Source organism: Natrinema gelatinilyticum (genome assembly GCF_024266705.1).
Lineage (GTDB): Archaea > Halobacteriota > Halobacteria > Halobacteriales > Natrialbaceae > Natrinema > Natrinema gelatinilyticum.
The window spans coordinates 870,479-896,249 of sequence record NZ_CP100756.1 but is presented as its reverse complement, the minus strand read 5'-3'; the positions used below and the strand labels follow the sequence as shown (position 1 = coordinate 896,249).

Sequence of the window (25,771 nt, the reverse complement as noted above, 5' to 3'; positions counted from 1 at the left end):
CGCCGACCCTCGGAAGCCACCCTGCCCCTTGGAAGCTTTTCCCGACCGTTCTCGCCCGTTTGCGGCCGATCGATTGCATCGATCGTCATAGCACACAATACTCTTATCAGGGGAGAACGTATCACCGGCCATGGCAGAGAAGCCGACTTCCGGTGAAATTCTCGGGGTACCGTACAATTTCGAACGACCGAGCATCGGCCGTATGCTCTCGTCGTACTGGCAGCCCGGTGAGGGAATGCTCGTCGAGAAACCGTTCGGGGTCGGCTATACCCTGAATCTCGCCAACTGGCGCTCCTGGGTCGTCGTCCTGGTCGCGGGTGGGCTCCTATGGCAACAGGAGAAAGGGTCGACGGAAGGGGGCGAAGACCGCGCTGACGAACCGGTCGAGGTCATCGTCGACGACAGCGAAACCGACGACTGATCGACGGCCCAGCGTCGACCGCCGTACGACGATCGGAACCGGTGACAGCGAGACGTGACCCGATTCCCGACGAACCGAATCGGTCGGCTGGAGGGTGTTTTCCGACGGATTTCTCGAGTCGACCTGCGACGCCTCGGTTACGGGCCGATTTCGCCCATGATGCAGTCGAGGCTCCCGATGGCGGCGACCAGGTCGGCGACGTATTCGCCGTCCGTAACCGCCGGTAACACGGAGAGGTTCGAGAAACACGGACTGCGAATCTTGAATCGCGCCGGCGTGTCGGTGCCGTCCGAGCGAACGTAGATGCCGAGTTCTCCCTTCGCTCCCTCGACGGCGCGGTACGTTTCGGTGCCGGGATCGGGTTTGAGCGTCCGGGGAACGTTGCTCTGGACCGTTCGCTCGTCTTCGGGCCACTCCGCGAGCAGGTCGAGACACTGTTCGACGATCTTCACGGATTCTTCGACTTCCCGCAGCCGAACGAGTACGCGAGCGAAGTTGTCGCCGGCGGACTCCGTGACGACGTCCCACTCTATGTTCTCGTAGTAGCCGTAGGGATCGTCGCGCCGAAGATCGTAGTCGATGCCGGAGCCCCGCGCGACCGGACCGGTACAGCCGTACTGTTTGGCGACCGCCGGTTCCAGGATGCCGGTGTCGATACACCGACGCTGGAAGATCTCGTTCGTGACCAGCAGGTCGTGGTACTCGTCTATCTTTGTCGGGAGGCCGTCGAGGAAGTCGCGACACTGCTCGACGAACTCCTCGCGGGGTTCGGGCAGGTCCCAGGCGACCCCGCCGAGCCGGAAGTAATTGTACATCATTCGCTGGCCGGTCAGATCCTCTAGCAGGTCGAGGACGAGTTCGTGATCGCGGATCGCGTACTGGAAGGTGGCGGTGAACTCGCCGAAGATGTCGAGTGCGTACGTTCCGAGCGAGATGAAGTGGGAGGCCAGTCGCGAGAGTTCGGCACCCATCGTTCTGATGATCCGGGCGTAGTCGGGGACGTTGAGGTCGGCCAGGTCCTCGGCGGCGCGCGCGTAGGCCCACTCGTTGCACAGCCCCGCCATCCAGTCCCAGCGGTCGGGATAGGGCATGATCTGGTGGCGGTAGGTCCCCTGTTGACACACCTGTTCCTCGCAGCGGTGGATGTAGCCGACGTCGGGATCGACGTCGACGACCGTCTCGCCGTCCAGGACGGCTTTGACGTGCATGACGCCGTGGGTCGACGGGTGATGCGGGCCGATGTTGAGAAACATCGTGTCGGTGACGTCGTCGTGTTCGTCGTCCGCGATCGGATTCGCGTGTTCGGAGAGAGTCACGATCTGGGTCTGTTCCCGGTCGTACGACGGCGAGAGGGGGTGGCCCTGCCAGGTCTCGGGAAGGAGGATCCGCCGGAGGTCAGGGTGGCCGTCGTACTCGATCCCGACGAGATCGAAGGCCTCGCGCTCGTGCCACTCCGCGGTTCGAAAGACGGGTTCGGCGGATTCGCTGACAGATGATCAAGCGCATGCCCTCGCCTTCAGGCGGGGGTCGAGCGGCAGGCACTACCGGCCAACCACCGACTACGACCCATCTGGGGTCTCCAAGTCCTCGGCAGCGTGGATAAGCATCCCTCGCCACGTCAGTCCACGCTTCTCTTTCACGTCAGAGAGCCACTCGTACTGTTCATCGTCAACCTTGATGTGCAGGGTCCGTCCCATACTCACCTACAAATCACATACACTTGTGTATGTTCGGGATGTAGAAGGGAGTGATGAAGCGGGCCAACCAGTTCGTCGTTCGCCCCCGATCCGAACAGGACCGGGAGCTACTGCACGAACTGTTGGACGCTTCTGCCTGTCTCTGGAACGAACTCACCTACGAACGACGCCAGCAGTACATCGACGGCGAAAGCGTCTGGGACACCGCCGACTACCGCAAACAGTACGTCGGTGTTCTCGGAAGTGCCACCGCCCAACAGCTCATTCGAAAGAGCAAGAACGCGTGGAACTCGTTCTTCTCGCTCAAAGAAGAGGGCGAGAAGTGTTCCCCACCCGGCTACTGGGGCAACGAGGAGGACGGTCGAACGTTGCGGACCTACATCCGCAACGACCTGTACACACTCGAACTCGGAAACCGTTCCCGCCTCGAGATCCCCGTCGGGAAGGAACTCAAGGAGAAGTACGATCTCGGCTACACCGAACGGCTTCGCCTCGAAGTCGCTGGCGATCCGAAGTGGGACGGCAAACAGGGTCGGCTGGAACTGTACTACGACGAATTTTCGGACCAATTCAGGGCCTTTCAGCCTGTCACGGTAGACAATTCCCGACAGGATTCACCACTGGCGGACGAAACCGCCGCTCTGGATATTGGTGCGAACAACATCGTCGCCTGTACGACTACGTCCGGCGAGCAGTACCTGTACGAAGGCCGCGACCTGTTCGAGCGGTTCCGCGAAACGACGCGGGAGATAGCCCGGCTACAGTCGAAACTCCGCGACGGCCGATACTCGTCGAATCGGATTCGGCGGCTGTACCGGCGCCGGACGCGACGGCGCGACCACGCGATGGACGCGCTGGCCCGCGACTTGATCGAACGACTGTACGACCAAGGTGTCTCGACGGTGTACGTCGGCGACTTAACCGACGTACTCGAGACGCACTGGTCGGTTCGGACGAACGCGAAGACACACAACTTCTGGGCGTTCCGGGCGTTCATCGACCGACTGGCGTGTACGGCCGAAGAGTACGGGATCACCGTCGAAGTCCGCTCCGAAGCGTGGACCAGCCAAGAGTGTCCGCAGTGCGGTTCGACGGAGGACACGACTCGATACCAAGACACGCTCACGTGTTCGTGCGACTTCGAGGGACACGCAGACCTCACCGCGTCGGAGACGTTCTTGAGACGGCACGAAACAAATGTACCACGGCCGATGGCACGGCCCGTGCGATTCGAGTGGGACGACCACGACTGGTCGGAGATACCACACTCTCACGAACGTCCCAAAGAAGCGCGCACGAACCAGAGTATCCTACACACGTAGGAGAAAGTCGCTCGTGTGGTGGTTCGGCATGAGCCGAGACCCCCAACGTGAGGATTCCCGCGCCTTTAGGCGCGTGGAGGATGTCAACGGGTCGTCGACCGACGTCGGGACGACGACGCTCACCTCGCGAGTCGGATCGTCGTAGGACTTCAGGTGATCGATGGTCTCGAATCGATCCGGGTACTGCTGGGCGGTGACGCAGGAACAGTGATCGAACCCCGCGTCGTCCCGGAGCGTCGCGAGGACGGACTGTACCTCGTCCGGCCGAATCACGACGCCCGGGGCGTTCAGGTGGTCGTCGCGAGCCCGGACGACGTCGCCGAGGAGTCTCTCGAGGTCGGGACACGGGTCCGATTCCGCCGTCCCGGACTCGAACGTCGAACGTGACGACATACGCGACCGTTCTCACGGCGCGGACGAGTCGATGGTGCGACAGCTACTAGGCTATTTATATATCGACGCCTGACTGCCAGGGCATGAAGACCGTTCGGCTCATCCTCCGGTACGACGCCGAGACGATCCATCCGATGCACCGGTTCGTCGCCGATAGCGACGCGTTCGACGAGTATCGGATGGTTCACGGAAACTTCACCGGCGACGACGGAGACGACAACGCCTTTATTTTTCACGTGGTCGGCGATCCGGACGTCTACGAGGCCGCCCTCGACGAAACCGGCCGAGTGAGCGAGTACGAACTCACGCCGACCGGCGATCGGTCGTTTACCGTGCACGTGCGAGACATCCCCGCGAACGTCGACGATCGACTGCTCGAAAGCTTCACGCGCGGGAGTCTCGTCGCCCTGCCGCCCCTCGAGTACCGGTCCGACTGGACGGTCCGATTCTTCGTCGTCGGTGAACCCGAGGACATCCGGCGGGCGTTAGCGGACGTCCCGGACGGGATCGAGACGACCGTCGGTCGCGTCCGTGAGTACGACGGGAGCGACGCCGCGGCCGGTGCGCTGACCGCCCGCCAGCGCGAGGCGCTCCGGGTCGCCCGGGACCTCGGCTATTTCGACGTCCCCCGGTCGGCGAGCGTCGAGGACGTCGCCGGGGTACTCGACTGTGCACCCGGGACGGCCGCCGAACACCTTCGGAAAGCCGAGTCGGCCGTTATGGAGGCCCTGGATCTGTAGCGCCCGCTCGAGGGTCGAACTCGCTACACGACGCTGTCTCGTCAAGTGGGCACGAGACAGCCGCCACGCAACCGTCCGTTCGAAATCGGGCGTTCGATACCGACGCACCGACGCCTATTTTCCCACCGGGAACGCCGCCTCGTATATGGCCATTCGATTCGTCACCGGGAACGAGGGCAAGGTCCGCGAAGCGCGAGCGTACCTCGAGGGAGTCGAACCCGTCGAGCAACTCGAGTACGACTACACGGAGGTGCAGAGCGACTCGCTCGCAGCGATCGCGACCTACGGCGCACGGGAAGCGTTCGCGGAACTGGGGAGTGACGAACCGGTCCTCGTCGACGACGGCGGGCTGTTCGTCGACGCGCTGGGCGGATTTCCCGGGCCGTACTCGGCGTACGTCGAGGACACCGTCGGCGTCGAGCGACTCTGGCGGCTCGCGAAGGGCGAAGAGAACCGTCGCGTCCACTTTCGAACTGTCCTCGCGTACGCGGACGGTGACGGGACCGAGACCTTCGAGGGGGCGGTCGCCGGGACGCTGGTCGCGCCCCGTGGGGACGGCGGATTCGGGTACGATCCAATCTTCGAATACAACGGGCAGACCTTCGCCGAGATGAATACCGACGAGAAGAACGCGATCTCCCATCGCGGTCGAGCGCTGGCGAAATTCGCGGAGTGGTACGCAGAGCGGGATGCATGATCGAGGGGGCGGTCGGTGAGGATTCGACACGCGATCTGGACGGAGCCGTCCGAGCCCACGATCCGGCACGCGACTGTGCCGCCGACCAATCCGTCACGAACGGTCTCGATGTCACCCGGAGACGTCTCGTCGTTCGAAGTACTCGCTACTGACGACGAGGAGGACGACGGCCACGATCACGAGGAGCGTGAGGTCGGACACAGAAATCTCACCGTCGACGAGTATCGCCCCAGGGTCGAAGTACCGGGAGACAGCGATGTCGCCGAGCCACTCGTAGTCGGTATCGAAGGTGAACGTATCGAGCAAGAACAGTCCGAAAACTGTCCCGGCGCCGACGGTCTGCGCTCGTCGAACGGAGTCGAACGCGACGGAAGCCAGCAGCCCCACGCCGGCACAGGCGAGTAGATAGGGGATCGAATAGACGTGGACGGCGAACAAGTAGGTCACGTCGATCGACTCGTCGACGAACCTGACGCCGAGATAGACCGCGAGGAACGTGATCGCATTGACCAGGACGAGTCCCGGGACGAGCGAGAGGAACTTTCCGACGACGAAGCGCGTTCTCGTCACCGGCAACGAGAGCATCATGCCCACCGTGCCCCGCTCTACCTCCGAAGCGATCGTCGAGGCGGCGGCGTAGGCGTAGTAGATCGCGAGTAGCAACACCCAGCCGAACTGGTAGAGCTGTGAGACGAGGTATCCCTCGATCGTCGTCAGCGTCGTCACGTTGCCGACGAACGCGCGCCTCGCTTCCGGCGGCAACGACTCGAGGTAGGCGTCGAAATCGACACCGGTCTCCTGGATCGACGGAAAGAGCCCGACGGTGAGCGCGATCAGCGCGATCAGTGCACCCGAGAGTAACAGGGCACCTCGGAGCCGACGACCGGCCTCGAACGACGTGATCTCGAGCATTCGATTCGTCGCTGCCGTCCGACGGGGGCCTGTCACTTATAGGTGGAGTGTAACCCGAGAAGACCGTTCGAGGTAACTACCGGTTGCCTCGGCATCGCTCCTGGTAAGCGGGTGGTTTGAGGGCGGAACAGGGGCGGTTCTTTATTCCGTTTTCGTCCGTCTCGGAGCGGACATGACGGGGCAGGCAGGTGGCGGTGGCTCGAGTCGGTCCTCACAGGCTCGCGTTACCCTCGCCGGCTGTTTGCTCGTCGCACTGCTTCTCTTCGGCGGCGGTGTTGCTCCCGTTTCCAGCGACACTGCGGCCGCGGCACTACAGAACGAACAGACCGGAAACGACACACGAGTCAACGAGACGGCTCCCGGGGCCGACGTCGAAACCGCTCCTCGAGTCCCGACCGGGGAGGAACAGGCCGTTGCGGGGACGAACGCGTCGGCGACGGGAACGGTGAGAGTGCGCCCCTCTGACGACAATCTCACCGTATCAGTCGCCGACAACCAGTCAGTCCGTGCGGGTGGCGTCGCGACCGTCGTCCTCGAAGTGACGAACGACGGCGACGAGGAGGTGACCGACATCGTCGTGACGTTGCAGTCGCCAGCTGGCGCGTTGACCCTCGGTTCGCCCACCGCGCCACGAGCGACCCAATCGGTTTACCTGGAGGACATCTGGCCCGGCGATACCGAGACCATCGACGTCGATATCGCCGCGGCCGAGGTCGAACCTGGAACGTATCCGTTGTATGCTCGCGTCCAGTACACCATCGACGAAGACGACGATGACGACGGTGATGATGGGGAAGACGACGATGACGACGGTGATGATGGGGAGGACGATAACGGAAACGGGTCGGGTGACGACACCGACGATGACGATGAGGACGATGACGACGCCAACGAAACCGTAGAAACCGGTGGGCCCTCCGTGCTCGGCATCGCGGTCATCGAGTCGCAGTCGTTCGATGTTACGCCCGTGAACGGCGACATCCCCGTCGACGGGGAGGGAATCTACGAGGTGCGAATTACCAACGACGGCAACGAGACGGTCACGGACGCCGTCGCGGTGATGAACGTCACCCCGCCGCTGACGAGCGAGTCTCCGACGGCCTATATCGGAACCCTCGACCCGGGCGAGTCGAAAACGGTTCGCTTCCCCCTCGAGTCGTCGACTGACGCGATCGAGACCACCGCCAGCGCGACGCTAGCTATTACGTACGACACGGGTACCGGCGACAGAACGAGCACTGATCCGATGCCGCTCCCGGTTTCGATCGTCGACGCCGAGGAGGAGGCCGACGTGGACTCGCTCGCTCCGTTCGCTTTCGTGGGGGTAGTTCTCATCCTCGCGGCAGTCTGGTGGATTCGTCGGCGCTGAGCCGGCGTCCACGCGCCCTCGAGCGACGGTCCGTTTCGGTCGGAGTCGGTTCCACCCATCGGCCATCATTGATCGGAGTCGGCTGCGCGTCCGGACCGCTCGGCGTTCAGGCCGTCCGAATCTGAACACGTCGATCAGGACACGTCCCCGGCTGGCTCGGAATCACCCCTCCCGGCGGTCCGTTCAGCGTCGTCGGTCCCCCGCTGAGTATCGTCGGTTTCTCCGTCGGTATCCTCGGTGTCACCGTAGAAATGCATGAACACGTCTTCGATGGACGCCTCGCGGACCTCCAGGTCGAGCACCGTGTACTCCTGGAGGCGGTCGATCAGCGAATCGAACTCCCGTGACAGTACGAGTCGATAGCTGCCGTTCCGCCGCTCGACGCGTGCGGCCCCGGGGAACTCGAGGTCGGCGGCCGGCGGCTCCTCGGCCAGACGGACGGTGACGACCGTCCCACCCTCCGCGAGAATGTTCTCGACGCTATCGAGTTCGATCAACCGCCCCTTTCTGATAATCCCGACGCGGTCGCAAACGCGGCGGACCTCGCTCAGGACGTGCGAGGAGAAGAAACTCGTCTGTCCCCGTTCTTCCCGTTCCTCGAGCAGTTCGTAGAACTCGTTCTGGACCAGCGGATCGAGCCCCGACGTCGGTTCGTCCATGATCGCCAGTTCGGGGTCGTGCATGAACGTCGCGACGATGGCGAGTTTCTGTTTGTTTCCGCTCGAGTAGGCCTTCACGTTCCGATCGAGGGGAACTGGAAAACGATCGAGGAGTTCCGCGCGGCGCTCGTCGCCCCGCAGCCGCCCGAAGTACTCGAGGATCTCTGCGCCCGTCACACGGTCGTAGAAGGTCACGTCGCTCGGCAGGTAGCCGATGTGGTGTTTCATATCGTGGAGTTCCTCTCGGACGGTCACGTCGCGTCCGAGTACAGTGGCGTTGCCGTCAGTGGGTTTCAACAGGCCGAGCAGGATGCGAATTGCCGTCGACTTGCCCGCCCCGTTCGGTCCGAGAAAGCCGAATATCTCCCCGCGTTCGACGGCGAACGTGAGGTCCTCCACACCACGGACGTCTCCGTAATACTTCGTCAGACCGTCGACAGCCACGGGGTGTGGCAACGCGTCGGGCACGGTCGGTTTGACGGCGGCTCGATGCTTATAGGTGATTGGGTGCTGTCCTCGCTATTTGTATGAAGATATACATGTTCGGCCCGTGCATGGTACCCGGACCGTCCAAACGGACTGTCCCCGGATCTATCGTTCTGAATGGCCCTCTGGTTTGGCTGAACGTTCCCTGCACGACTTTGGCTGTCGTCCCAGTACGATGCGTATGCAATCGATACGGCGAATTCTGGTCGGAATCGGCGCCCTGGTTGCGGCGTGGGTCGGCTGGGGCGTCTACGTGTCCCGGACGACCGAACGCGTGCCCTCGAAGACGATCGACCGATTCGACGGCATCGAGATTCGGCGATATCCGCAACTCGTTCTCGTCGAGACGACGGCGGAAACCGAACGAACCGCGTTCCAGCGCCTGTTTCGCTATATATCGGGTTCGAACGCACAAAACGAGGATGTCGCGATGACGGCACCGGTGGCGACTCGAAGCGAGTCGATTTCGATGACCGTTCCCGTTCGAACGGACGCCGATGGGGACACCGTCACGATGGCGTTCTACCTTCCCTCGACGTACACACCGGAGCGGGCCCCGACTCCGACCGATCCGGACGTTCGACTCGTCGTCGAACCACCGCAAACGGCCGCGGTGCGGCGATTCTCGTGGTACGCGACCGACGGTCGGGTCGACCGCCAGCGTACACGGCTGCTCGAGCAGCTTTCGGAACGGGACATCGAGATTCGCGGCCAGCCGGTGCTGCTTCAGTACAACGACCCGTGGACCCCGCCGTTCCTTCGAACGAACGAAGTCGAAGTGGCCATCGAGGAATCCGATAGTCGACCTCGTGACGGGGGGCAGCGTATCGCTATCGAGTAGCGACGCGTCACGTTCGATCAGTCGGAAACGCAAACAGGGCGCAGGCGCAATCGGACCGAGTCACGTTCGTGGATTCTCACCGCTCCAGTACGAAGTCTCGAGTGACGGTGGACCGTCGGGACCGCGGTAGCCCCGGCTCTGGTTCCGTCCGACGATTGAGTGCTGATCGTCGACCTCCGGGAGATTTACTGGCCACCTCACATCTCTCCCTTTCTGCCACCTTGCTTTGTCGTCTCTATCCCACTTGCCACGTCTCCTACTCGTCGCTCGAATTTTCGTCATGAGGAGTCTTCTCCCGGATCATCGTCACGGAGCTCGGCGACCGTCGGGCGACTCGCTCTGCGACGCTGCCGAGGAGGAACCGCGAGATTCCGTGTCGTCCGTGGCTCCCGAGGACGATGTGGTCGACATCGTTGTCTTCGGCGTACTCGACGATCGTTTCTGCGACCATTCCAATCTCGGACGCCGTCGTCACCGTCGTATCGTACTCTCGAGCCGTTTCCTCTGCCTCCTCGAGCAGCGCTTCGGCGGACTCCTGTGACCGCTCGAACGCGACCTCGGAGTAAAAGAAGCCGTCGATGCCGTCCCCGGAGGACCACTCTCGCGGATCGTTCACGTGGAGGACGTGAATATCGGCGTCCTCGTAGGTCGAAAGCGCGTGCCGTAACGCGGCGGTCGCCTGCGGCGATTCGTCGTACGCGACCAGAATCGTGGGTGCCATACGTATCCAGTCGGCAACCACTCTTAAAATCATTAGAGGCACCTCCCGCCGGGTGCCATCCAGCACGAGCCGTCGAAAATCGATGTGGCGGTTCGAGTGCGGTCGTCAATTCCGTCGCGGACGGCCGTCGAAGTCGCCATCGCGACGTCACCGGGGATTCAATTGAGGGCGGGGAGTCGGTTCTGTATGCCGAACGATAGCGACTCGGATTCCGATCGCGATCGGGTACGCGCCGAAGCGATCGTCGAATCGATACGGGCCGCCCCCATGCCGGTCGTAAATACTCGATACCTGGCTAACGAGCACGCCGTCCCGCTCGACGAAATGGCCGAACGACTCGAGGCGATGGCCGAGGCGGGCACGCTGGAGTGTCACGAAATCGAGGGCTGGAATCGACTCTGGTGGCTGTCCCTCGAATCCGATTTCGGGGAGTGAGTTGATCGGTGGACGGCAGACCCGACGAGCGACGGGCCGACCCTAGTCGTCGCTTTCGGCGGCGTCGTTCGGTCGCTCACCGTCCGAGAGCATCGATTCGCTGACGGCCGGGACTTCGCTATCGACGCTGACGCCCTCCCAGTCCTGGTCCGCGTGGTACCCTTCGCGCTCTTTGGCGCTGGGTGCGACGCGGATGAATTCGGCCTTCTCTCGTGCCTCCACGATTGTGTGACCGCCGCAGTAGGAGAGACCTGACTGGATACCGGCGCGAAACTCGTCGACGACGTCCGCGACCGGCCCTTTGTACGGCGTCAGCGCCTCGACGCCTTCGTCGGCACGAACCTCGGCGTCCTTGTCGTCGCGCTTTTCGGCTGCGGTCGTCGTCGCCATCCCGCGCGAGCGCTTGTATCGCGTCCCGTCGACCTCGACGACGGCACCGGGCGCCTCCTCGGTGCCAGCGAAGAGACTTCCCAGCATCACGGTGTCCGCCCCGGCCATCAACGCCTTCACCGCGTCGCCGGAGGTGCGAATTCCGCCGTCCGCACAGATCGTCACGTCCAGGTCCTCGGCGGCCGACGCGCAGTCGTCGACGGCGGTCAGCTGCGGGACGCCCGCGCCGGCGACTTTTCGAGTCGTACAGTGGGACCCGGGACCGATCCCGACTTTCACGCAGTCGGCGCCGGCGGCCGCGAGATCCTCGACGCCGGCGGGCGTCGCGACGTTGCCGGCGACCAGATCGGTCCCCGGAAACTCCTCGTGGAGACGCTCGACGGCCTCGAGCGCGCCTTCGAGGTGACCGTGAGCAACGTCGACGACGAGTGCGTCGACGCCGGCCGCGACCAGGACGTCGCTGCGGGCGATGTAGTCCTCGTTGATTCCGACGGCGGCGGCGACCCGCTCGTCGGCTGCGTTCACCTGTGTTATCTGGTCTGCCTGCTCGTCCGGTGTGAGAAACCGATGGAGAACGCCGATTCCACCGGCGCGCGCGAGTTCGATCGCCAGTTCAGCCTCCGTCACGGTGTCCATCGCGGCGGAGACGAGGGGCGACTCTAGCTCGAGAGCCGGCGTAAACGCCGTCGAGAGGCTCACGTCGCTGCGGCTATCGACTGACGAGCGGTTCGGGACGAGGAGGACGTCACCGTAGCTCAGACCGGTACGGAGATCGTTCATGACCCCTCCCTATTCAGTGCTCTCGTCACATAAGGGTCCCGGAGGTCGGTCACGAAACGCAACTCGATACTGTCCCGCCTCCGCATGCTCCGCCGGGTCCTCGCTGAAGAGTGTCACCGCCGTCTTCGACGGACGGTCATTCGCGAGGATCTCGGTCGGGTCCCGGATACTCGCCCCCCTCGACGACCTCGTAGAGGCTTGCGGCGTCGAACAGGCTGGCGAACGCATCGGGCGGACGAACGCTGACAGAAATACGAGGCTGCAGCGCGAGACCCGCTTTGGCTGAACGGAGCCGCTCGTCGTACGACAGTACGTGCGCCGCCTTCCCCCGATAGGCCGACGCAAGCGCTGGATGGTCGCCCTCGGGGTGTTCGACGCGGACACGGTCGGCCTCGAGTCGCGTGCGGTGGTCGGCGGCCAGATCCTGATCGGTGAGGGTCGCCACGAGTCGTTCGGTCACATCGAGCAGCGGATCGCTCGCAACGAGGTCGACCCAGGAATGTCGTCGGACGTGATCCAGTGCGTTGCGGGCGTCACCGCCGAGGAGAAGGTCCGTCGCGAGAACGTCCGCGTCGGCGACGACGCGGGCGGGATCCGGCTCCTCAGGCATTCTCGTCCTCCCGAATCGACTCGAGTTCCGTTCGAATTCGGTCCAGGTCGACGTCGTATTCCGCTCCGCGGTCGAACAGGTCGGCCCAGCTCGCGGTCATCGCTCGTGCTTGGCCCGCCGGAGTAAAAGGTCGTCCGACTCGAGGCGAGCCCGCCAGTCGTTCGGGGCGGGCCGTTCACTCGTTCGGCTCGAGCCCGGCGCGAAAGCCCCGGACGTTATCTGCAGGAGACGTCAGGCGAACGAATTCCATCTCCTCGGTACCCAACTGCGCCGGGCGTTCGTTTCATCGACGCTGCCGAAGGCCAACGTAGACGACGGCCCCGAGGCCGAATGCGACGCCGACGTTCACGACCGCTCCGACGACGCCGACACCGACGACGAACGCGAGCGATCGGACGTCGGAGACGGGATCGTACGCGGCTCGAGCGAGTTGGAGCGCGACGGCGGCGAGCAGAACGCCGAGGATGGCCATCGGAAAGGCGGCGAGAACGGCACCGCCGGCGACGAGCGCGAGCGCGAGATAGCCTACGCCGAGCAGCACGTTCGCGCCGCCGGTTCGCGCGCCGAAGGCGTACTTGCCGGCGAGGCCGCCGCTGCCGTGACACATCGGGACACCGCCGAGCGGAATCGCCGCGAGGCAGGTCACCCCCATGCTCATAGAGAGCGCGTCCGCCGAGACGTCTCGATCGTAGAGGTCGTCACAGAGCAGGGCTGTTGCAATGGCCGCGTTTCCGACCGTCATGCCGAGCTGAGCGACGGTTCCTTCGATCGCCGCCGTACTCACGGTCGGTGCTCCCGCCGGAAAGAGCGCGAGTCCGGGAACTCCTGGCGTCGGGAGCCCGGCCGTCGCGACGGCTGCGATCCCGCCGAGCCCGAGGACGACGAGGGCGCTGCCTCCTCGGTACCCCGCGAGGGCCAGCAGGCCGACGACAGCCAACCCGGCGACTGCGATCGGAGGATTCCCGATCGAGAGGTCGACGGCTGCCTCGAGCAGGAGCAGGGCGACCGCGAACTGGACGCCGCGGACGACCGGCTCGCCGACGACCCGCTGGAGCCGGCCGACGAACCCGAGGTGGCCGACCAGCAGCAAGACGCCGCCGACGACTAATCCGGCTGCGGCGAGTTCGGTATAGGTGAGCGCACCGACGATCGCCAGGCCGATCAGGGCTTTCATCGGTTCGACGGAGAGCGGCAATCCATAGTAGATCCCCCAGAGGATCTGAAAGACGCCGAACCCCACGAGGACGTGCGGAAGCGAGACACTGGTCGTCGCAGCCAATGCGACCAGCAGCGGTAGAACGGTAACCGAATCACCTAGCGCACCCGTCAGCTCGCTGGCGGAGAACTCGAGATTCGCGTGGGCTTCCGATCGGAACGAGTACGCCATCTACACCCGCTAAACCGGGAATCGACTTCACTCTTGCCGGTAACTACTCACGGTTGTCTGAGACAATTTGAGTAACCTAATATAGTTACATATCGGCGCGAGTTCTCGGCGACGCTGCTAGACCGCCACGGATAAGGCACCCCGTCGGAACCGATCACTCGTGACCGATCTCGGAAAAATCGACCGGACGTTCTTCGACTGCCACATCGCGCCGAACCTCGGGGCCGACCGCGAGGATGTCGCGATCGGGCCGACTCACGGCGTCGATTTCGGAGTACTGAATATCGGCGATGCGGCGCTGGTCACAGCAACCGATCCACTCTCGATCCTCCCCGATCTGGGTCTCGAGTGGGCAGCTCGATTCGCCCTCGACCTCGTTCTCGCGGACGTTGCCGTAAGCGGCGTGGCTCCGTCTCACCTCTCGATCAGTTTTACGCTTCCCGAACGGATGACCGACGACGAGTTCGCGACGGTCTGGAAGACGATAGACGCCGAGTGTACCGACCACGGGGTTGCGGTCGTTACGGGCCACACGGCTCGCTACGCTGACCTGTCGTATCCGTGGGTCGGCGGTGCGACCGCGATGGGCGTCGGCGACCACGACGATATCGTCCGCCCCGACGGTGCTCGCGAGGGCGACCGGCTACTCCTGACGAACGGCCCCGCCGTCGAATCGGTCGGATTGTTGAGTACCCTCTTCGGCGAGCAGTTAGCGCTCCCGGACGACGTACTTGAGACCGCACGAAATCGACTCGAAGAGGTGTTCTCCGTTCGGGATGCCGTCACTGCGGCAGCCGCGGGACCGGTAACGGCGATGCACGACGTCACCGAAGGCGGCCTCGCCGGTGCGCTCACCGAGATGGCCGAGGGGGCGGGCGTTCGGTTCGCGATCGATCGGTCGGCCGTCCCGATGCGCCCTGGGGTCCGTGAGGTGTGTGACGTCCTCGAAATCGACCCCTGGGCGGCGACCAGCTGCGGTTCACTCGTGATCGCCATCGATCCTGACGGCGTCGACGACGTCAGACGTGCACTCGAGGAGCGCGACACGCCGGTCGCAGAAATCGGCCCCGTCGAGGCTGTCGCTACCGGCGACGGAATGGTTACTGTCGACGGCGAGCGGCTCGAGCATCCGCACGTGGACCCGTCGTGGGAAGTCTACGCGGATCTCGCTGACGGGTCGGACCCCTGACGTCGGAGTCGTGCGGCGATCGTCGTGCGATGCGATGTCGAAGGGGACAGTGACCATCGCTCGTCAGTGGCCGCTTCGACCGCTCCAGGTGACCGTCCCCGCCTGCATATACGTCCCCATCTCGAGGATGCCGCCGAGGCGCTCCCGTCCAGGGGTGGTCCGGCCCGTTTGTTTCGTCGAACGAATCACGTCTCTCAGCCGTCGACGATCTCGTTTCTTCCGCGCTCGTCGACGGGGCTGCTTCGCGTCCACTCAGTGACGTCGATCGAAATCGTTCCGATCGTCGCTCGCTGTTCGGTGATCGCGTACCCCTGCTCGGTCAACGATCGGCGTGTCGCCGTGATCACCGAGGCTTCGGTTGCAAGTGCTCGCCAATATCATATATCCGCTGCGGGCGCAGAGAGCGTCGCAGCGACAGTCGTCGATCCGACCGCGATAGAATTCCCGCTCGCGTTCCAGTCCGTCTTGCCGACCATCACCGCTTTGTATAACCGGAGAATACGATAGGCCATGCGAACACCCGCACCCGATAGTCGACCGACCGCGCTGACGATCGCGGGCAGCGACTCCGGCGGCGGCGCTGGGATCCAGGCCGACCTCGCGACGATGGCCGCCCACGGCGTCTTCGGCACGTCGGCGATCACCGCCGTTACCGCACAGCACACTCGTGGCGTCGAGTCCTCGTACGTCTTGCCGACCGACGAGGTCGAAGCCCAACTCGAGGCCGTAACCGACGACTTCGACATCGGCGGCGCGAAGACCGGGATGCTGGCGACCACCGACGTCATCGAAATCGTTGCGGACTTGGCGAGCGACTTCGACTTCCCGCTGGTGGTGGATCCGGTGATGGTGGCGACCTCGGGGGATCGACTGCTCGAACCCGCCGCCGAACGCGCGTATGAGGACCTGCTCGGCGAAGCGAGGCTAGCAACGCCCAACGCGGACGAGGCCGAGGTGCTGACCGAAATCGCTGTCACCGACGACCAAACTGCCCGCGAGGCCGGCGAGGCGATCCTCGAGACCGGCGTCGACGCCGTGTTGATAAAGGGTGGTCACGTTCCCGGTGAGCACGTTCGGGACGTACTGATCACTGACGATACCACCCGGACGTTCGAACACCCACGCGTCGACACGGGCGCGACCCACGGCTCAGGCTGCGCGCTTGCAGCCGCAATCGCAGCGCGTCTCGCAAAAGACGAGCCGCTGGAGACCGCCGTCGACGGTGCGACCGACTTCCTCGCACGCGCGGTGCGCTACCACTACGACGTAGGCAGCGGCCCCGGCGCGGTCAACCACATGGTAGCGCTCCGAAACGAAGCCATGCGGGAGGTGACCGCCGAGGACGTCCAGGCGGTCGTCGACCGGTTCGTCGAGGCCGACGTGTCCCTGCTCGTCCCCGAGGTCGGCATGAACGTCGTCGGCGCGACGCCGTTCGCCGAATCGGTTGGCGAGACCGCCGCCGTCGAGGGCCGAATCACGCGGACCCTCTCCGGCGTCCAGCCGAACCGCGGCGTCAGATACGGGGCCTCGAGTCACGTCGCTCGCTTCCTGCTCTCGGCGCGGGAGTTTTTCCCCCCGCTACGATTCGCGGTCAATTGCCGATTCGACGAGGACGTTGAGGCGGCCCTCGGGGTGATCGACTGGCCGGTCGCGGAGTACGATCGCGGCAGCGAGCCCGATACAGTCGCCGAGACGGAAGGGAGTACGATGGGGTGGGGTGCCAGACAGGCGTTCGCCGATCGAGAGTCGCCCCCGATTGCAGTCGTCGACCGTGGCGACGTGGGGAAAGAAGCGATCGTAAAGCTGGTCGCCGAGGACGCGACGACGCTCGCCGATCGGACGCTTGCGTTGGACGCGGAGGTGGCCGAATGAGCGCGAAAACCCTCGACGTCGGGATGATTCTCCCGCAGTATGGCACCGACGTCGGAACCGTTCGAGACATCGCTCTCGAGGCGGACCGGCGGGGCTACGACGCGATCTGGCTCGAATAATCGCCTCGAGAGCCGATCGTGGGGCCCGAATCGCGGATCGACACCTAATTTTCGTTGGCGCCGAGATGTCGTCTCATGGTCGAAAGTCCGTTCGACGTGGTGATCGTAGTCGGCGAAGTGATCGACGCGGAACCGTTTCCCGAGGCCGAAAAGCCGGAAATGACCAAACTCTGGATCGACCTGGGTGACGAGGAAATACAGTCGGCTGGCCAACTGGACCACCACTACGACGCCGCCGACCTCGTCGGTCGGCAGGTTCTGTGTGCGACGAACATCGGTTCAGTTCGGATCGCCGGATTCAAATCCGAAGCCCTCACCGTCGGCGTCCCCAGCGAGGAGGGGTATCCCGTGCTGGTGTCGCCGGACGAGTCGGTGCCCCTCGGTGGACCGTTGTACTAACTCGAGTGTCCGAGCAACTTGCTCTGTGACGAGCGGCCACCGAGGTCAGCCGCCGCGTTCGATCGGCACTCCCAGCGCGGGAGGTTCCCTGTGAGCGGCCGCCTCTGTCATTTTCACTGTGGACCGGTCCCGGCTTCGGTTTCACCCTCTAATTTGTCTTCTCTGTCCGATTGTGGTAGTTAACACGGTTTTAACTTGAAAATAATTTTTCATAGGGGTCCCAAAGAAACGATCGGCGAGGAAACGACTTCGGTCGTTGCCAGACTGACCGTTCGGCTATCCGAGACATCATCGTGACCCTCGCCGTGATCGGATATCGTTCCAACATCAGGCCATGCGGTGACGAATCCGATCCTCCCCTACCCATCACTGACACATCATTCGGAGTTCCGCTCCGGCGTCGGCATCCGCCGGCGTTTTCGGGACAATGGAGGGGTCCCCGCTAAACGCCGGCGAGACCGACCGTCGGACGCTGACACGATTGTCGAATCAGGTATGCTATTCCTGATATCGCGACAGTAGAATCGGACGGCCCTGGCCCTGAACGGATCACTAGCTATCGTGTCGGGCATGTCTCCTGGAGCGGGTGTCGACGGCACGTCGCCAGACTTGCGGAGCGGTCACCGTATGGGATGACTGCCTCGAGTAACGAACCACCGTCGAGCGCTGCGAGTCGTCGGTCGTTTGTCGAGCCAGCAGCATCGATTCACTGTTCGACCCCTCGTCTGTTATGACAGAATATATAGGAAAAAAGTACATTATATGAATTAGTAACTTCTAAAGGGCATTCAATAGCATTATATGTGGGATTGTAGGACTCCGACATACGTGAAATGGCTTCCACATCCACGGTGATACCCGGTCACGATATACTGGGAACACATTCCGTATCGGAACCAGAGATGACACCGAGAACGGTCGTCTCTTGCCTCGTAACCGCCCGGTTAGCGGTGAAACCGGACCGAAATATCGTACGTCGATCAATCAATTTCTGAAATAAAAATGTTCTCGAATAAAACTCATTAACACATATATGATAGTACAGTTATTAATAGTGGGCGGGGCGATCGTGATGGGCGGGTCGATTCTCTATACGAGGCGATTAGTACAGCGACTCGATGACTCCGACTACCGCCAACGGTGGATCGGACTGTTCGGATTGATGGCGTTTTTCCTGGTCGGATACGTCGCCGCTCTCTGGGTTACGGTCAACGGTTCCGTGGAGCTGTTTCGACTGCTCACGGGCTTCGTCTTCCTTTTCGGGGCAGTGTTCGTCTCGCTGGTAGTGAATACTGGGATCCTGACAATCGAGGACCTACAGGACAAAGGCGAGGCGATCCAACGCAAGATGAACGAAGCAGAGGAAGCGCGTCGTGAGGCCGTTGCGCTTCGAAAAGAAGCTGAACGGGCCAACCAGCATCTCATAGCGAAGGCCGACGAGTACGCCGACGTAATGCAGGCGTGTGCGGCCGGCGACTTGACCCGACGGATGGATCCCGAAAGCGAGAACGAGGCGATACGAACGGTCGCGACCGAGTTCAACGAGATGATCGCCGAACTCGAGTCGACGACGGAGTTCCTCTCGCAATTCGCTGTGGACGTCGCTGCTGCATCCGAGGAAGCGACGGCCAGTTCGGAGGAAGTGCAATCGGCCTCCCAGCAAGTGGCCGGTTCTATTCAGGACATCTCCAGTGGTGCGGAGCGCCAATACGAGAGCTTTCAATCCGTCGACGCCGAAATGAACGGTCTCTCGAGTACGATCGAGGAGATCGCTTCCTCGTCGAACCGGGTGGCGGACCTCGCAGCGCAAACCGCACGGACCGGCGAAGAGGGACGCGAAGCCGCCCGGGACGCGATCGAGGGAATGAACGAGATCGAATCCGAGTCCGAACGGGCCGTCGAGGATATCGAGGCGCTCCAGGCCGAGATCGATCAGATCGACGAACTCGTCGAGTTCATCTCTACGGTCGCGGATCAGACGAATATGCTCGCGCTCAACGCCAACATTGAGGCCTCGCGCTCGGCCGAGTCCGGAGGCGGTGGGTTCAGCGCGGTCGCCGGCGAAGTCAAGGAACTCGCATCGGAGACGAAAGAGGCCGCCGAAAATATAGAAGAGCGTATCGAGGGCATCAAAGAACAGACGAACCGGACGGCAGATACCGTTCGTGCCACTAGCGAGGAGGTCGCCAGCCACCGCGAGGCTGTCGAGAACGCCGCTGCGGCCCTCGAGTCGATCGCAATGTACACACAAGACACGAACGACGGGGTGCAGGAAATCTCGGCCGCGACCGAACAGCAGGCCGCGTCGACCCAGCAGGTCGTCGCCATGATCGACGAAGCGACCGCGATATCCGAGGAAACCGTTTCGGAAGCCGAAACTGTCGCCGCAGCGGCCGAAGAGCAGACGAGTTCACTCGCCGAAGTTTCACGGGTCATCACGGACCTCTCTCATCAGGCGACGCAACTGGCAGAGAGACTCGACAGTTTCGAGACGGACGCGAACGAGCGACCCACGTGGCCGCCGACTAGCGGAGACGTCGGGGCAGGTGGATTCTCCTCCGAGTCGGGTGCGACGGACTCCACGTTCGCCGTCGACGGTGACGAACGGACACTCGAGGGAACCGACGCTGGAGACGACGAACGTGCGGCGTCCCCGGAATTCGAATTCGACGGCGACTCGCATCCGTCGAACGACGAGCGCGCCGTCGATCGAGATTGAACGCACGGCCGGCGAGAACATCCACGAGACCATCGTCGACACGGCCGACGGTAATCGAGGTCACAGCCCCACGGCATCGACGTCGAAGCCGAGCCTGTCCGGGGGCGCGCCAGCAACCCCACGACCATCGGGAACGTGACCTGGTTGATCGACGAATACGTCTGGAAGCCTGCAATTCGAAGCACCGACCGCGGGACGGACCGTCGCTCCCGGCCGATCGGATGGCGTTCCGCCTCCGTCTCTTCGGATCACTTTCACCGTGGATCCCGCAGGGTTTTTGCGCTGGGAAGATACTCACTGCACATGACCGAGGCGACGGGTATCGTCGGCGAGTTCTTTTCGCTCAAAGACGAGACCGAGGCGGAACTGCTTGCCATGCAGTGTGGCGATTTCTACGAATTTTTCGGCGAGGACGCAGAAACAGTCAGCGCAGAACTCGACCTCAAAGTCTCCCAGAAGTCCTCACACGGCTCGTCGTATCCCATGGCCGGCGTGCCGATAGACGACCTCACGCCCTACCTCAAGGCGCTCGTCGAGCGCGGCTACCGCGTCGCCGTCGCCGATCAGTACGAGACCGATTCCGGCCACGCGCGCGAAATCGTCCGCGTCGTCACTCCGGGGACGTTGCTCGAGACGGGCGACGCTGACGCCCAGTACCTCGCGGCGGTCGTCGACGCGGATGGGGGCGCCGGCGGTTCGAACAGCCACTCGTCGACCGACGGCGGCTACGGACTCGCCTTCGCGGACGTGACGACCGGCCGCTTTCTCGTCGCGGCGGCCGCGGACGCGGACGACGCGCTGACGGAGCTCTACCGGTTCGATCCGGTCGAAATTCTACCGGGACCCGCCGTCCGAACCGACGACGACCTGCTGAACCGGATTCGAGAACGCAGCGATGCGACGCTGACGCTCCACGAGACCGAAGCGTTCGCGCCAAAGCGGGGAACCCACCGGGTTCACGAGCAGTTCGGGGCGGAAACCGTCGAGCGGCTGTCAGTCACCGGGCCAGCGATTGCTGCTGCCGGGGCCGTCCTCTCGTACGTCGAGGAGACCGGCGTTGGCGTCCTGGCATCGATGACCCGCATCCAGGCCCACCACGGCGCCGACCACGTCACGCTGGACGCGACCACCCAACGCAACCTCGAGCTGACCGAAACCATGCAAGGCGACCGCGATGGGTCACTGTTTGCGACGATCGATCACACCGAGACCAGCGCCGGCGGCCGCCTCCTCAAGGAGTGGCTCCAGCGCCCGCGGCGCTCCATCGAGGCGCTCGAGGCCCGCCAGGAGAGCGTGGCCGCGCTCTCGTCGGCGGCACTGGCGCGGGACGAGCTCCAGGAGATACTCGGGGACGCGTACGATCTGGCTCGGCTCGCGTCGAAAGCGACGCACGGCAGCGCGGATGCGCAGGACCTGCTGGCGGTACAGAACACGTTGTCGGTCTTGCCCGCGTTGGCCGAAACGGTCGCCTCGGACCCGGAACTGACCGAGTCACCGCTGTCCACGATCGTCGATTCGCCCGATAGAGACGCCGCGCGGGACCTCCGAGAGACGCTGGAGGAGGCCATCGCACCGGAGCCACCGTCGACGGTGACCCAGGGGGAACTCCTTCGGCGCGGCTACGACGACGACCTCGACGAGGTAATCGAGCGCCACGAGGTGATCGAGGAGTGGCTCGACACGCTCGCCGAACGCGAGAAGCGACAGTACGGTCTCTCACACGTGACCGTCGACCGGAACAAGACCGATGGCTACTACATCCAGGTCGGCAAGTCCGCCGCCGACGGCGTGCCGGATCACTACGAGGAGATCAAGACGCTGAAGAACTCGAAGCGATTCACGACCGCCGAACTCGAGGAGAAAGAGCGCGAAATCCTTCGACTCGAGGAACGGCGCGGCGACCTCGAGTACGAACTCTTCGAGGCGCTTCGCGAGGACGTCGCCGCGCGGGCCGAGCTACTACAGGATGTCGGACTGGCACTGGCGACGGTCGACGCGCTCGCGAGCCTGGCGACTCACGCGGCCGAGAACCGGTGGGTCCGGCCGGACTTGCATCGGAAGAATTGCCTCGAAATCAAACAGGGGAGACACCCAGTCGTCGAGCAGGCGACGGAGTTCGTTCCGAACGACGTCCGAATGGACGACGAACGCGGATTCCTCGTGGTAACGGGCCCGAACATGTCGGGTAAATCGACGTACATGCGCCAGGTCGCCTGTATCGTCCTGCTGGCTCAGATCGGAAGCTTCGTCCCCGCAAAGGAGGCCGATATCGGGCTGGTCGACGGTATCTTCACTCGCGTCGGCGCCCTGGACGAACTCGCACAGGGCCGCTCGACGTTCATGGTCGAGATGAGCGAACTCTCCAATATTCTCCACGCCGCGACCGACGAATCGTTGGTAATTCTGGACGAGGTGGGCCGGGGCACCGCGACCTACGACGGCATCTCGATCGCCTGGGCTGCGACGGAGTACCTACATAACGAAGTGAAAGCGAAGACGCTCTTTGCGACCCACTACCACGAACTGACCGGGCTCGCGGAGAACCTCCCTCGCGTCGCGAACGTCCACGTCGCCGCGGACGAGCGCGACGGTGACGTGACGTTCCTGCGAACGGTTCGCGACGGGCCCACCGACCGCTCGTACGGTATCCACGTCGCCGATCTCGCAGGGGTCCCGGACCCTGTCGTCGATCGCTCGAGGGACGTCCTCGAGCGCCTTCGCGAGGAGAAGGCGATCGAGGCCAAGGGCGGCTCGAGCGAGCCTGTTCAGGCAGTCTTCGATCTGGATAGCGGGACGATGCAGACCGCCGAACAGTCTCGGACGCAGTCACAGGCCGCATCGACGGACGGCGGTGCGGCGACCGAGGCCGATCCGGACGCCGAACGGACCGGGAAACGGCTCGATCCCGAAACCGAGGCCATCCTCGCGGATCTCGAGGCAATCGACGTGAACACGACGCCGCCGATCGAACTGATCTCGAAAGTGCAGGAGTTACAGAAACGACTCGAAGAGTAATCGCTCGCTGCTCGACGTTGCGGTGTGATCGCTTGCAATTCGGTCGTGGAGAGTACTCGTCTGTTCGCTCGATTGTATCGCGGCTCGGATCGCCTTCGGACGGCCCGGCCGCTGTCGACGTCGCTTCGCTTTCGATTTCGGCGGTGGTCGGCCGAAACGCGAATCAGCGCACCCGTTCGAACGCCTCGAGGCGATTCGTGTACGCGTGAACGTACGAAAGGAGGAGTGCACCGATCAGCAACGGTCCGCTGTACAGTAGTTGCGTGAACGGATCGGGCGGCAAAACGATAGCCAACAGAAGGACCGCGAGTGCACTCAGGACGGCCAGTGACCGCAAAAACCGGATGAAGTTCGCCGAATTCATACACGGAGTTCGAACCGATATCACATGCGTATTGTGTTATGATATTAGCACGAACACGGTCCCTCGAGATGCTGTGACGCTTCCGTCACGGTCGCGTCCGTCGTCTCGAGTCGGACAACCGAGAGACACAGCACCACGGCGCCAGCATATCGAAGCCGGCGTTCCCGACGTGGAACGATCACAGCGATCGAGGTAGAGCCGAGACGATTCGTGACCCGCCGCTCGCCTCGCAGTGGGCCTACAGAACGGCGATTTGATCGCCGACGGAAATCTCCCCGGAGGAGACGATCCTGACGTTCAGCCCGCCCCGGTGGACGAGCGCGCTGAGGACGCCCTCTTCGGTGAGCGACTCGAGGTACGCACACGGCTCGCAGATCTCTATCCCTTCACAGACTGCCCCTCCGATCTGAAACCGCTCGTCGAGTAAGTGATCGACGGCGACGTTTCTGGTGGTGATATTTCGTCGGTGATCGGCCGGTTCGAGTTCGATGCCCGCGTCCCGCTCGACGATGTCGAGTGCCTCGGCCTCGAAGAGCGTAAGCGCTCGATCCTCCGGCGGGAGGTCCCGGCCTTTCTCTCCCGACCACGACCCCGCCCGGTCGAAGTACCGATCGCCCTCGAGTCCGCGGTCGGCGACCGCTCGGACGTCCGTCAGCGACTGCATCTCCGCACCGGCTTCCGGCGCGATGTGAATCGCGTCGACGCTGCCTTCCGTATGTGTGCCCATGACACGTGATACCCATTTCAGACGACAAAGAGCTTCTTGTCGACGGAGTTCGTCGGGAACCGATCACATCGGATCGTGGGTCGAACGCGCGTCGAGCGGGAGAGCTTCGGGGATTTTCCGCTCCTACTAATCCCCTGGTGACGGGTTCTCCGTTACGATGCGTCTCGAGTGGGCGCGTCGGGCGGTCACGACGAAGGCTATCGTCGCGACGACGATGAAACCCGCAGCGAGGAAGAATCCCGCCTCCGTTGAGACGAAGTCCATCGTCGTCCCCACGAGGATCGGTCCCGTCACCTGACCGACCTTCCAGGAGATCGATCGCAGCGACATGGCGCTCGCGACGGAGTTGTACTGTTCGCCCTCGTCGACGAACAGCGACATGCTCGCCGGCAGTCGGATGGAATCGGCGATCCCGAGCAGAGAGTAGGCGGCGAAGAGCGCGATGAAGGCACCGCCGAGGATCTGGGTGTCTCCGTGTACTGTCACCGTGATAGGATCGATCATTCCCTCGGCGTAGGCGGCCAGCGGGATCGCTGCGGTTCCGAGTCCGTACATGGTCGCGCCGGTGGCGACGAAGTAGTGTTCCATGCCGTGGCGGTCCGTGAGGTTGCCGACGAATCCCTGCGTGAGCGCCTTCGTGAGCTTCCCGCCGGCCATGATCCAGCCGATGGCGAACGCAGAGATGCCGAAACTCGTCCGCGCGTAAATGGGGAGAAAGAGAATGACCGCCATCTTCCCGAAGCTGAAGAAGAATCTGAAGCCCACCAGCGCCCGGAGCATCGGGAGCCCGAGCAGCGCTCGAAACGTCTCAGCGCTGCCGGCTTCCTCTGGGTCCTTCCGTCCGCCGGGGTTGTCGCGGAGGAAGGTGAAGACGAGGACGAACGACCCCATCGTGATCACAGAGAGAACGACGTACGTCGCGGTGAAGCCGTAGGCGAACAGAAGGTACCCGCCGACCAGATCGCCGGCCAGCGACGAGACGGACGCGAACTGGTTGTACGCGCCGAGCCACCGCCCCTGCTGGTCGTCGGGGCTGATCTCGCCGACGACCGCAGCGCCCGTGATCCAGAGGATACTCGCGCTGAGCCCTTGGACCATCCGAACGAGGACGACGTGGGCCGGACTGGTCACGAAAACGAACCCGACGAAGACGCCGATGTTGAGCAGGAAGCCTGCTAGCAGGTAGCGCTTTGCGTTCCCCGTATCCACTTTCCGACCGAGCGGCAGGACGATGAGTAACTGGACGAGCGCGAACATCGCGCCGAACAGTCCCTCGACGACCCCGGTCGTCTGAAAGAGATCGGCGTACAGTGCCAGCGCGATCAGGATCGTCGAGTACGCCTGGCTCCTCGCGAACGCGGTCCCGGCCAGTGCCGCGAACTCCCTGTCTTTCAGGAGCGCGACTGACGTAAATCGTGTCACGCGCTTCGACGGTAGACGCTATCAATGGAACGCGGTTCAAAAACCTCTCGAACGGGGAAAACCGGGGCCGGTATCGTCTGTTCGA

At 63.4% G+C, this 25,771-nt stretch carries 24 protein-coding genes and 3 pseudogenes; 13 read left to right on the top strand and 14 right to left on the bottom strand.

Annotation, left to right across the window (positions count from 1 at the left end):
- Positions 1 to 130 precede the first annotated feature (130 nt).
- Complete coding sequence (locus NJU76_RS04365) at positions 131 to 421, top strand: DUF5808 domain-containing protein (protein WP_254525073.1); 291 nt, start codon at positions 131 to 133, stop codon at positions 419 to 421.
- Between the two features lie 137 nt (positions 422 to 558).
- Here the strand turns inward: NJU76_RS04365 and NJU76_RS04360 are convergent.
- A pseudogene (locus NJU76_RS04360) lies at positions 559 to 1,911 on the bottom strand (NADH-quinone oxidoreductase subunit D); the annotation flags it as partial.
- Between the two features lie 69 nt (positions 1,912 to 1,980).
- On the bottom strand, positions 1,981 to 2,118 hold the full coding sequence (locus NJU76_RS04355) for a hypothetical protein (RefSeq protein WP_254531560.1): 138 nt from the start codon (positions 2,116 to 2,118) through the stop codon (positions 1,981 to 1,983).
- 53 nt (positions 2,119 to 2,171) lie between these two features.
- Between NJU76_RS04355 and NJU76_RS04350 the strand changes: the two genes are divergently transcribed.
- Positions 2,172 to 3,440, top strand: coding sequence for an RNA-guided endonuclease InsQ/TnpB family protein (locus NJU76_RS04350; RefSeq protein ID WP_254531559.1), 1,269 nt, complete (start codon positions 2,172 to 2,174; stop codon positions 3,438 to 3,440).
- A 75-nt stretch (positions 3,441 to 3,515) separates the two neighbouring features.
- On the opposite strand, the pseudogene NJU76_RS04345 reads toward NJU76_RS04350, so the two are convergent.
- Positions 3,516 to 3,833 (bottom strand): annotated as a pseudogene (locus NJU76_RS04345) (NADH-quinone oxidoreductase subunit C); the annotation flags it as partial.
- 83 nt (positions 3,834 to 3,916) lie between these two features.
- Here NJU76_RS04345 and NJU76_RS04340 point away from each other — a divergent pair.
- On the top strand, positions 3,917 to 4,573 hold the full coding sequence (locus NJU76_RS04340) for a helix-turn-helix domain-containing protein (protein WP_254531558.1): 657 nt from the start codon (positions 3,917 to 3,919) through the stop codon (positions 4,571 to 4,573).
- A gap of 145 nt (positions 4,574 to 4,718) precedes the next feature.
- Positions 4,719 to 5,270 (top strand): XTP/dITP diphosphatase, encoded by a 552-nt coding sequence (locus NJU76_RS04335; protein WP_254531557.1) that lies wholly within the window; start codon positions 4,719 to 4,721, stop codon positions 5,268 to 5,270.
- Between the two features lie 111 nt (positions 5,271 to 5,381).
- Here NJU76_RS04335 and NJU76_RS04330 read toward each other — a convergent pair whose 3' ends face one another.
- The gene (locus NJU76_RS04330; protein WP_254531555.1) at positions 5,382 to 6,182 is read right to left on the bottom strand and encodes an ABC transporter permease; all 801 of its coding nucleotides are present in this window, start codon (positions 6,180 to 6,182) and stop codon (positions 5,382 to 5,384) included.
- A 172-nt stretch (positions 6,183 to 6,354) separates the two neighbouring features.
- Between NJU76_RS04330 and NJU76_RS04325 the strand changes: the two genes are divergently transcribed.
- On the top strand, positions 6,355 to 7,551 hold the full coding sequence (locus tag NJU76_RS04325) for a COG1361 S-layer family protein (protein WP_254531554.1): 1,197 nt from the start codon (positions 6,355 to 6,357) through the stop codon (positions 7,549 to 7,551).
- A gap of 134 nt (positions 7,552 to 7,685) precedes the next feature.
- Here the strand turns inward: NJU76_RS04325 and NJU76_RS04320 are convergent, their stop codons facing one another.
- Positions 7,686 to 8,678, bottom strand: a complete 993-nt coding sequence (locus NJU76_RS04320; protein WP_254531553.1) for an ABC transporter ATP-binding protein — start codon at positions 8,676 to 8,678, stop codon at positions 7,686 to 7,688.
- 199 nt (positions 8,679 to 8,877) lie between these two features.
- Here NJU76_RS04320 and NJU76_RS04315 point away from each other — a divergent pair, with 199 nt between their 5' ends.
- Positions 8,878 to 9,537 carry an SOUL family heme-binding protein gene (locus tag NJU76_RS04315; protein ID WP_254531552.1) on the top strand — a complete coding sequence of 220 codons (660 nt, stop codon included), beginning with the start codon at positions 8,878 to 8,880 and terminating at the stop codon, positions 9,535 to 9,537.
- A 256-nt stretch (positions 9,538 to 9,793) separates the two neighbouring features.
- Here NJU76_RS04315 and NJU76_RS04310 read toward each other — a convergent pair whose 3' ends face one another.
- Positions 9,794 to 10,258 carry a universal stress protein gene (locus NJU76_RS04310; protein WP_254531551.1) on the bottom strand — a complete coding sequence of 155 codons (465 nt, stop codon included), beginning with the start codon at positions 10,256 to 10,258 and terminating at the stop codon, positions 9,794 to 9,796.
- 186 nt (positions 10,259 to 10,444) lie between these two features.
- Here NJU76_RS04310 and NJU76_RS04305 point away from each other — a divergent pair, with 186 nt between their 5' ends.
- Positions 10,445 to 10,693, top strand: coding sequence for a hypothetical protein (locus NJU76_RS04305; RefSeq protein ID WP_254531550.1), 249 nt, complete (start codon positions 10,445 to 10,447; stop codon positions 10,691 to 10,693).
- Between the two features lie 42 nt (positions 10,694 to 10,735).
- Here NJU76_RS04305 and NJU76_RS04300 read toward each other — a convergent pair whose 3' ends face one another.
- The 3 genes from NJU76_RS04300 to NJU76_RS04290 all read right to left on the bottom strand — a co-directional run bounded on the left by NJU76_RS04300 (position 10,736) and on the right by NJU76_RS04290 (position 13,860).
- Entirely contained in the window at positions 10,736 to 11,863 is a 1,128-nt protein-coding gene (locus NJU76_RS04300; protein ID WP_254531549.1) for a guanosine monophosphate reductase, read from the bottom strand.
- A gap of 136 nt (positions 11,864 to 11,999) precedes the next feature.
- On the bottom strand, positions 12,000 to 12,473 hold the full coding sequence (locus NJU76_RS04295; RefSeq protein WP_254531547.1) for a DUF7384 family protein: 474 nt from the start codon (positions 12,471 to 12,473) through the stop codon (positions 12,000 to 12,002).
- 283 nt (positions 12,474 to 12,756) lie between these two features.
- Positions 12,757 to 13,860, bottom strand: a complete 1,104-nt coding sequence (locus NJU76_RS04290) for a putative sulfate/molybdate transporter (RefSeq protein ID WP_254531546.1) — start codon at positions 13,858 to 13,860, stop codon at positions 12,757 to 12,759.
- A 160-nt stretch (positions 13,861 to 14,020) separates the two neighbouring features.
- On the opposite strand from NJU76_RS04290, the gene NJU76_RS04285 reads away from it, so the two are divergent.
- Positions 14,021 to 15,049 carry an AIR synthase family protein gene (locus NJU76_RS04285; protein ID WP_254531545.1) on the top strand — a complete coding sequence of 343 codons (1,029 nt, stop codon included), beginning with the start codon at positions 14,021 to 14,023 and terminating at the stop codon, positions 15,047 to 15,049.
- 63 nt (positions 15,050 to 15,112) lie between these two features.
- Here NJU76_RS04285 and NJU76_RS26505 read toward each other — a convergent pair whose 3' ends face one another.
- Both NJU76_RS26505 and NJU76_RS04280 read right to left on the bottom strand, forming a co-directional pair.
- On the bottom strand, positions 15,113 to 15,238 hold the full coding sequence (locus tag NJU76_RS26505) for a hypothetical protein (RefSeq protein WP_256566161.1): 126 nt from the start codon (positions 15,236 to 15,238) through the stop codon (positions 15,113 to 15,115).
- Positions 15,239 to 15,243: 5 nt separating this feature from the next.
- Positions 15,244 to 15,396 carry a hypothetical protein gene (locus NJU76_RS04280; RefSeq protein ID WP_254531544.1) on the bottom strand — a complete coding sequence of 51 codons (153 nt, stop codon included), beginning with the start codon at positions 15,394 to 15,396 and terminating at the stop codon, positions 15,244 to 15,246.
- Between the two features lie 163 nt (positions 15,397 to 15,559).
- On the opposite strand from NJU76_RS04280, the gene thiD reads away from it, so the two are divergent.
- The 5 genes and pseudogenes from thiD to mutS all read left to right on the top strand — a co-directional run bounded on the left by thiD (position 15,560) and on the right by mutS (position 23,173).
- A complete protein-coding gene (thiD, locus tag NJU76_RS04275) occupies positions 15,560 to 16,921 on the top strand; it encodes a bifunctional hydroxymethylpyrimidine kinase/phosphomethylpyrimidine kinase (protein WP_254531543.1) in 1,362 nt (453 codons plus the stop codon).
- Positions 16,918 to 17,037: pseudogene (locus tag NJU76_RS04270) on the top strand (LLM class F420-dependent oxidoreductase); the annotation flags it as partial. The gene thiD and the pseudogene NJU76_RS04270, both read left to right, overlap by 4 nt.
- A 78-nt stretch (positions 17,038 to 17,115) precedes the next feature.
- The gene (locus NJU76_RS04265) at positions 17,116 to 17,439 is read left to right on the top strand and encodes a tRNA-binding protein (protein WP_254531542.1); all 324 of its coding nucleotides are present in this window, start codon (positions 17,116 to 17,118) and stop codon (positions 17,437 to 17,439) included.
- Between the two features lie 1,033 nt (positions 17,440 to 18,472).
- Positions 18,473 to 20,158, top strand: coding sequence for a methyl-accepting chemotaxis protein (locus tag NJU76_RS04260; protein WP_254531541.1), 1,686 nt, complete (start codon positions 18,473 to 18,475; stop codon positions 20,156 to 20,158).
- A 303-nt stretch (positions 20,159 to 20,461) separates the two neighbouring features.
- Positions 20,462 to 23,173, top strand: a complete 2,712-nt coding sequence (gene mutS / locus NJU76_RS04255) for a DNA mismatch repair protein MutS (protein ID WP_254531540.1) — start codon at positions 20,462 to 20,464, stop codon at positions 23,171 to 23,173.
- A gap of 163 nt (positions 23,174 to 23,336) precedes the next feature.
- Here the strand turns inward: mutS and NJU76_RS04250 are convergent, their stop codons facing one another.
- The 3 genes from NJU76_RS04250 to NJU76_RS04240 form a co-directional block, all read right to left on the bottom strand.
- Positions 23,337 to 23,537 (bottom strand): DUF7534 family protein, encoded by a 201-nt coding sequence (locus tag NJU76_RS04250; RefSeq protein WP_254531538.1) that lies wholly within the window; start codon positions 23,535 to 23,537, stop codon positions 23,337 to 23,339.
- A 238-nt stretch (positions 23,538 to 23,775) separates the two neighbouring features.
- Positions 23,776 to 24,264 carry an MOSC domain-containing protein gene (locus NJU76_RS04245; protein ID WP_254531537.1) on the bottom strand — a complete coding sequence of 163 codons (489 nt, stop codon included), beginning with the start codon at positions 24,262 to 24,264 and terminating at the stop codon, positions 23,776 to 23,778.
- Positions 24,265 to 24,390: 126 nt separating this feature from the next.
- Positions 24,391 to 25,686, bottom strand: a complete 1,296-nt coding sequence (locus tag NJU76_RS04240) for an MFS transporter (RefSeq protein WP_254531536.1) — start codon at positions 25,684 to 25,686, stop codon at positions 24,391 to 24,393.
- Between the last annotated feature and the right edge of the window lie 85 nt (positions 25,687 to 25,771).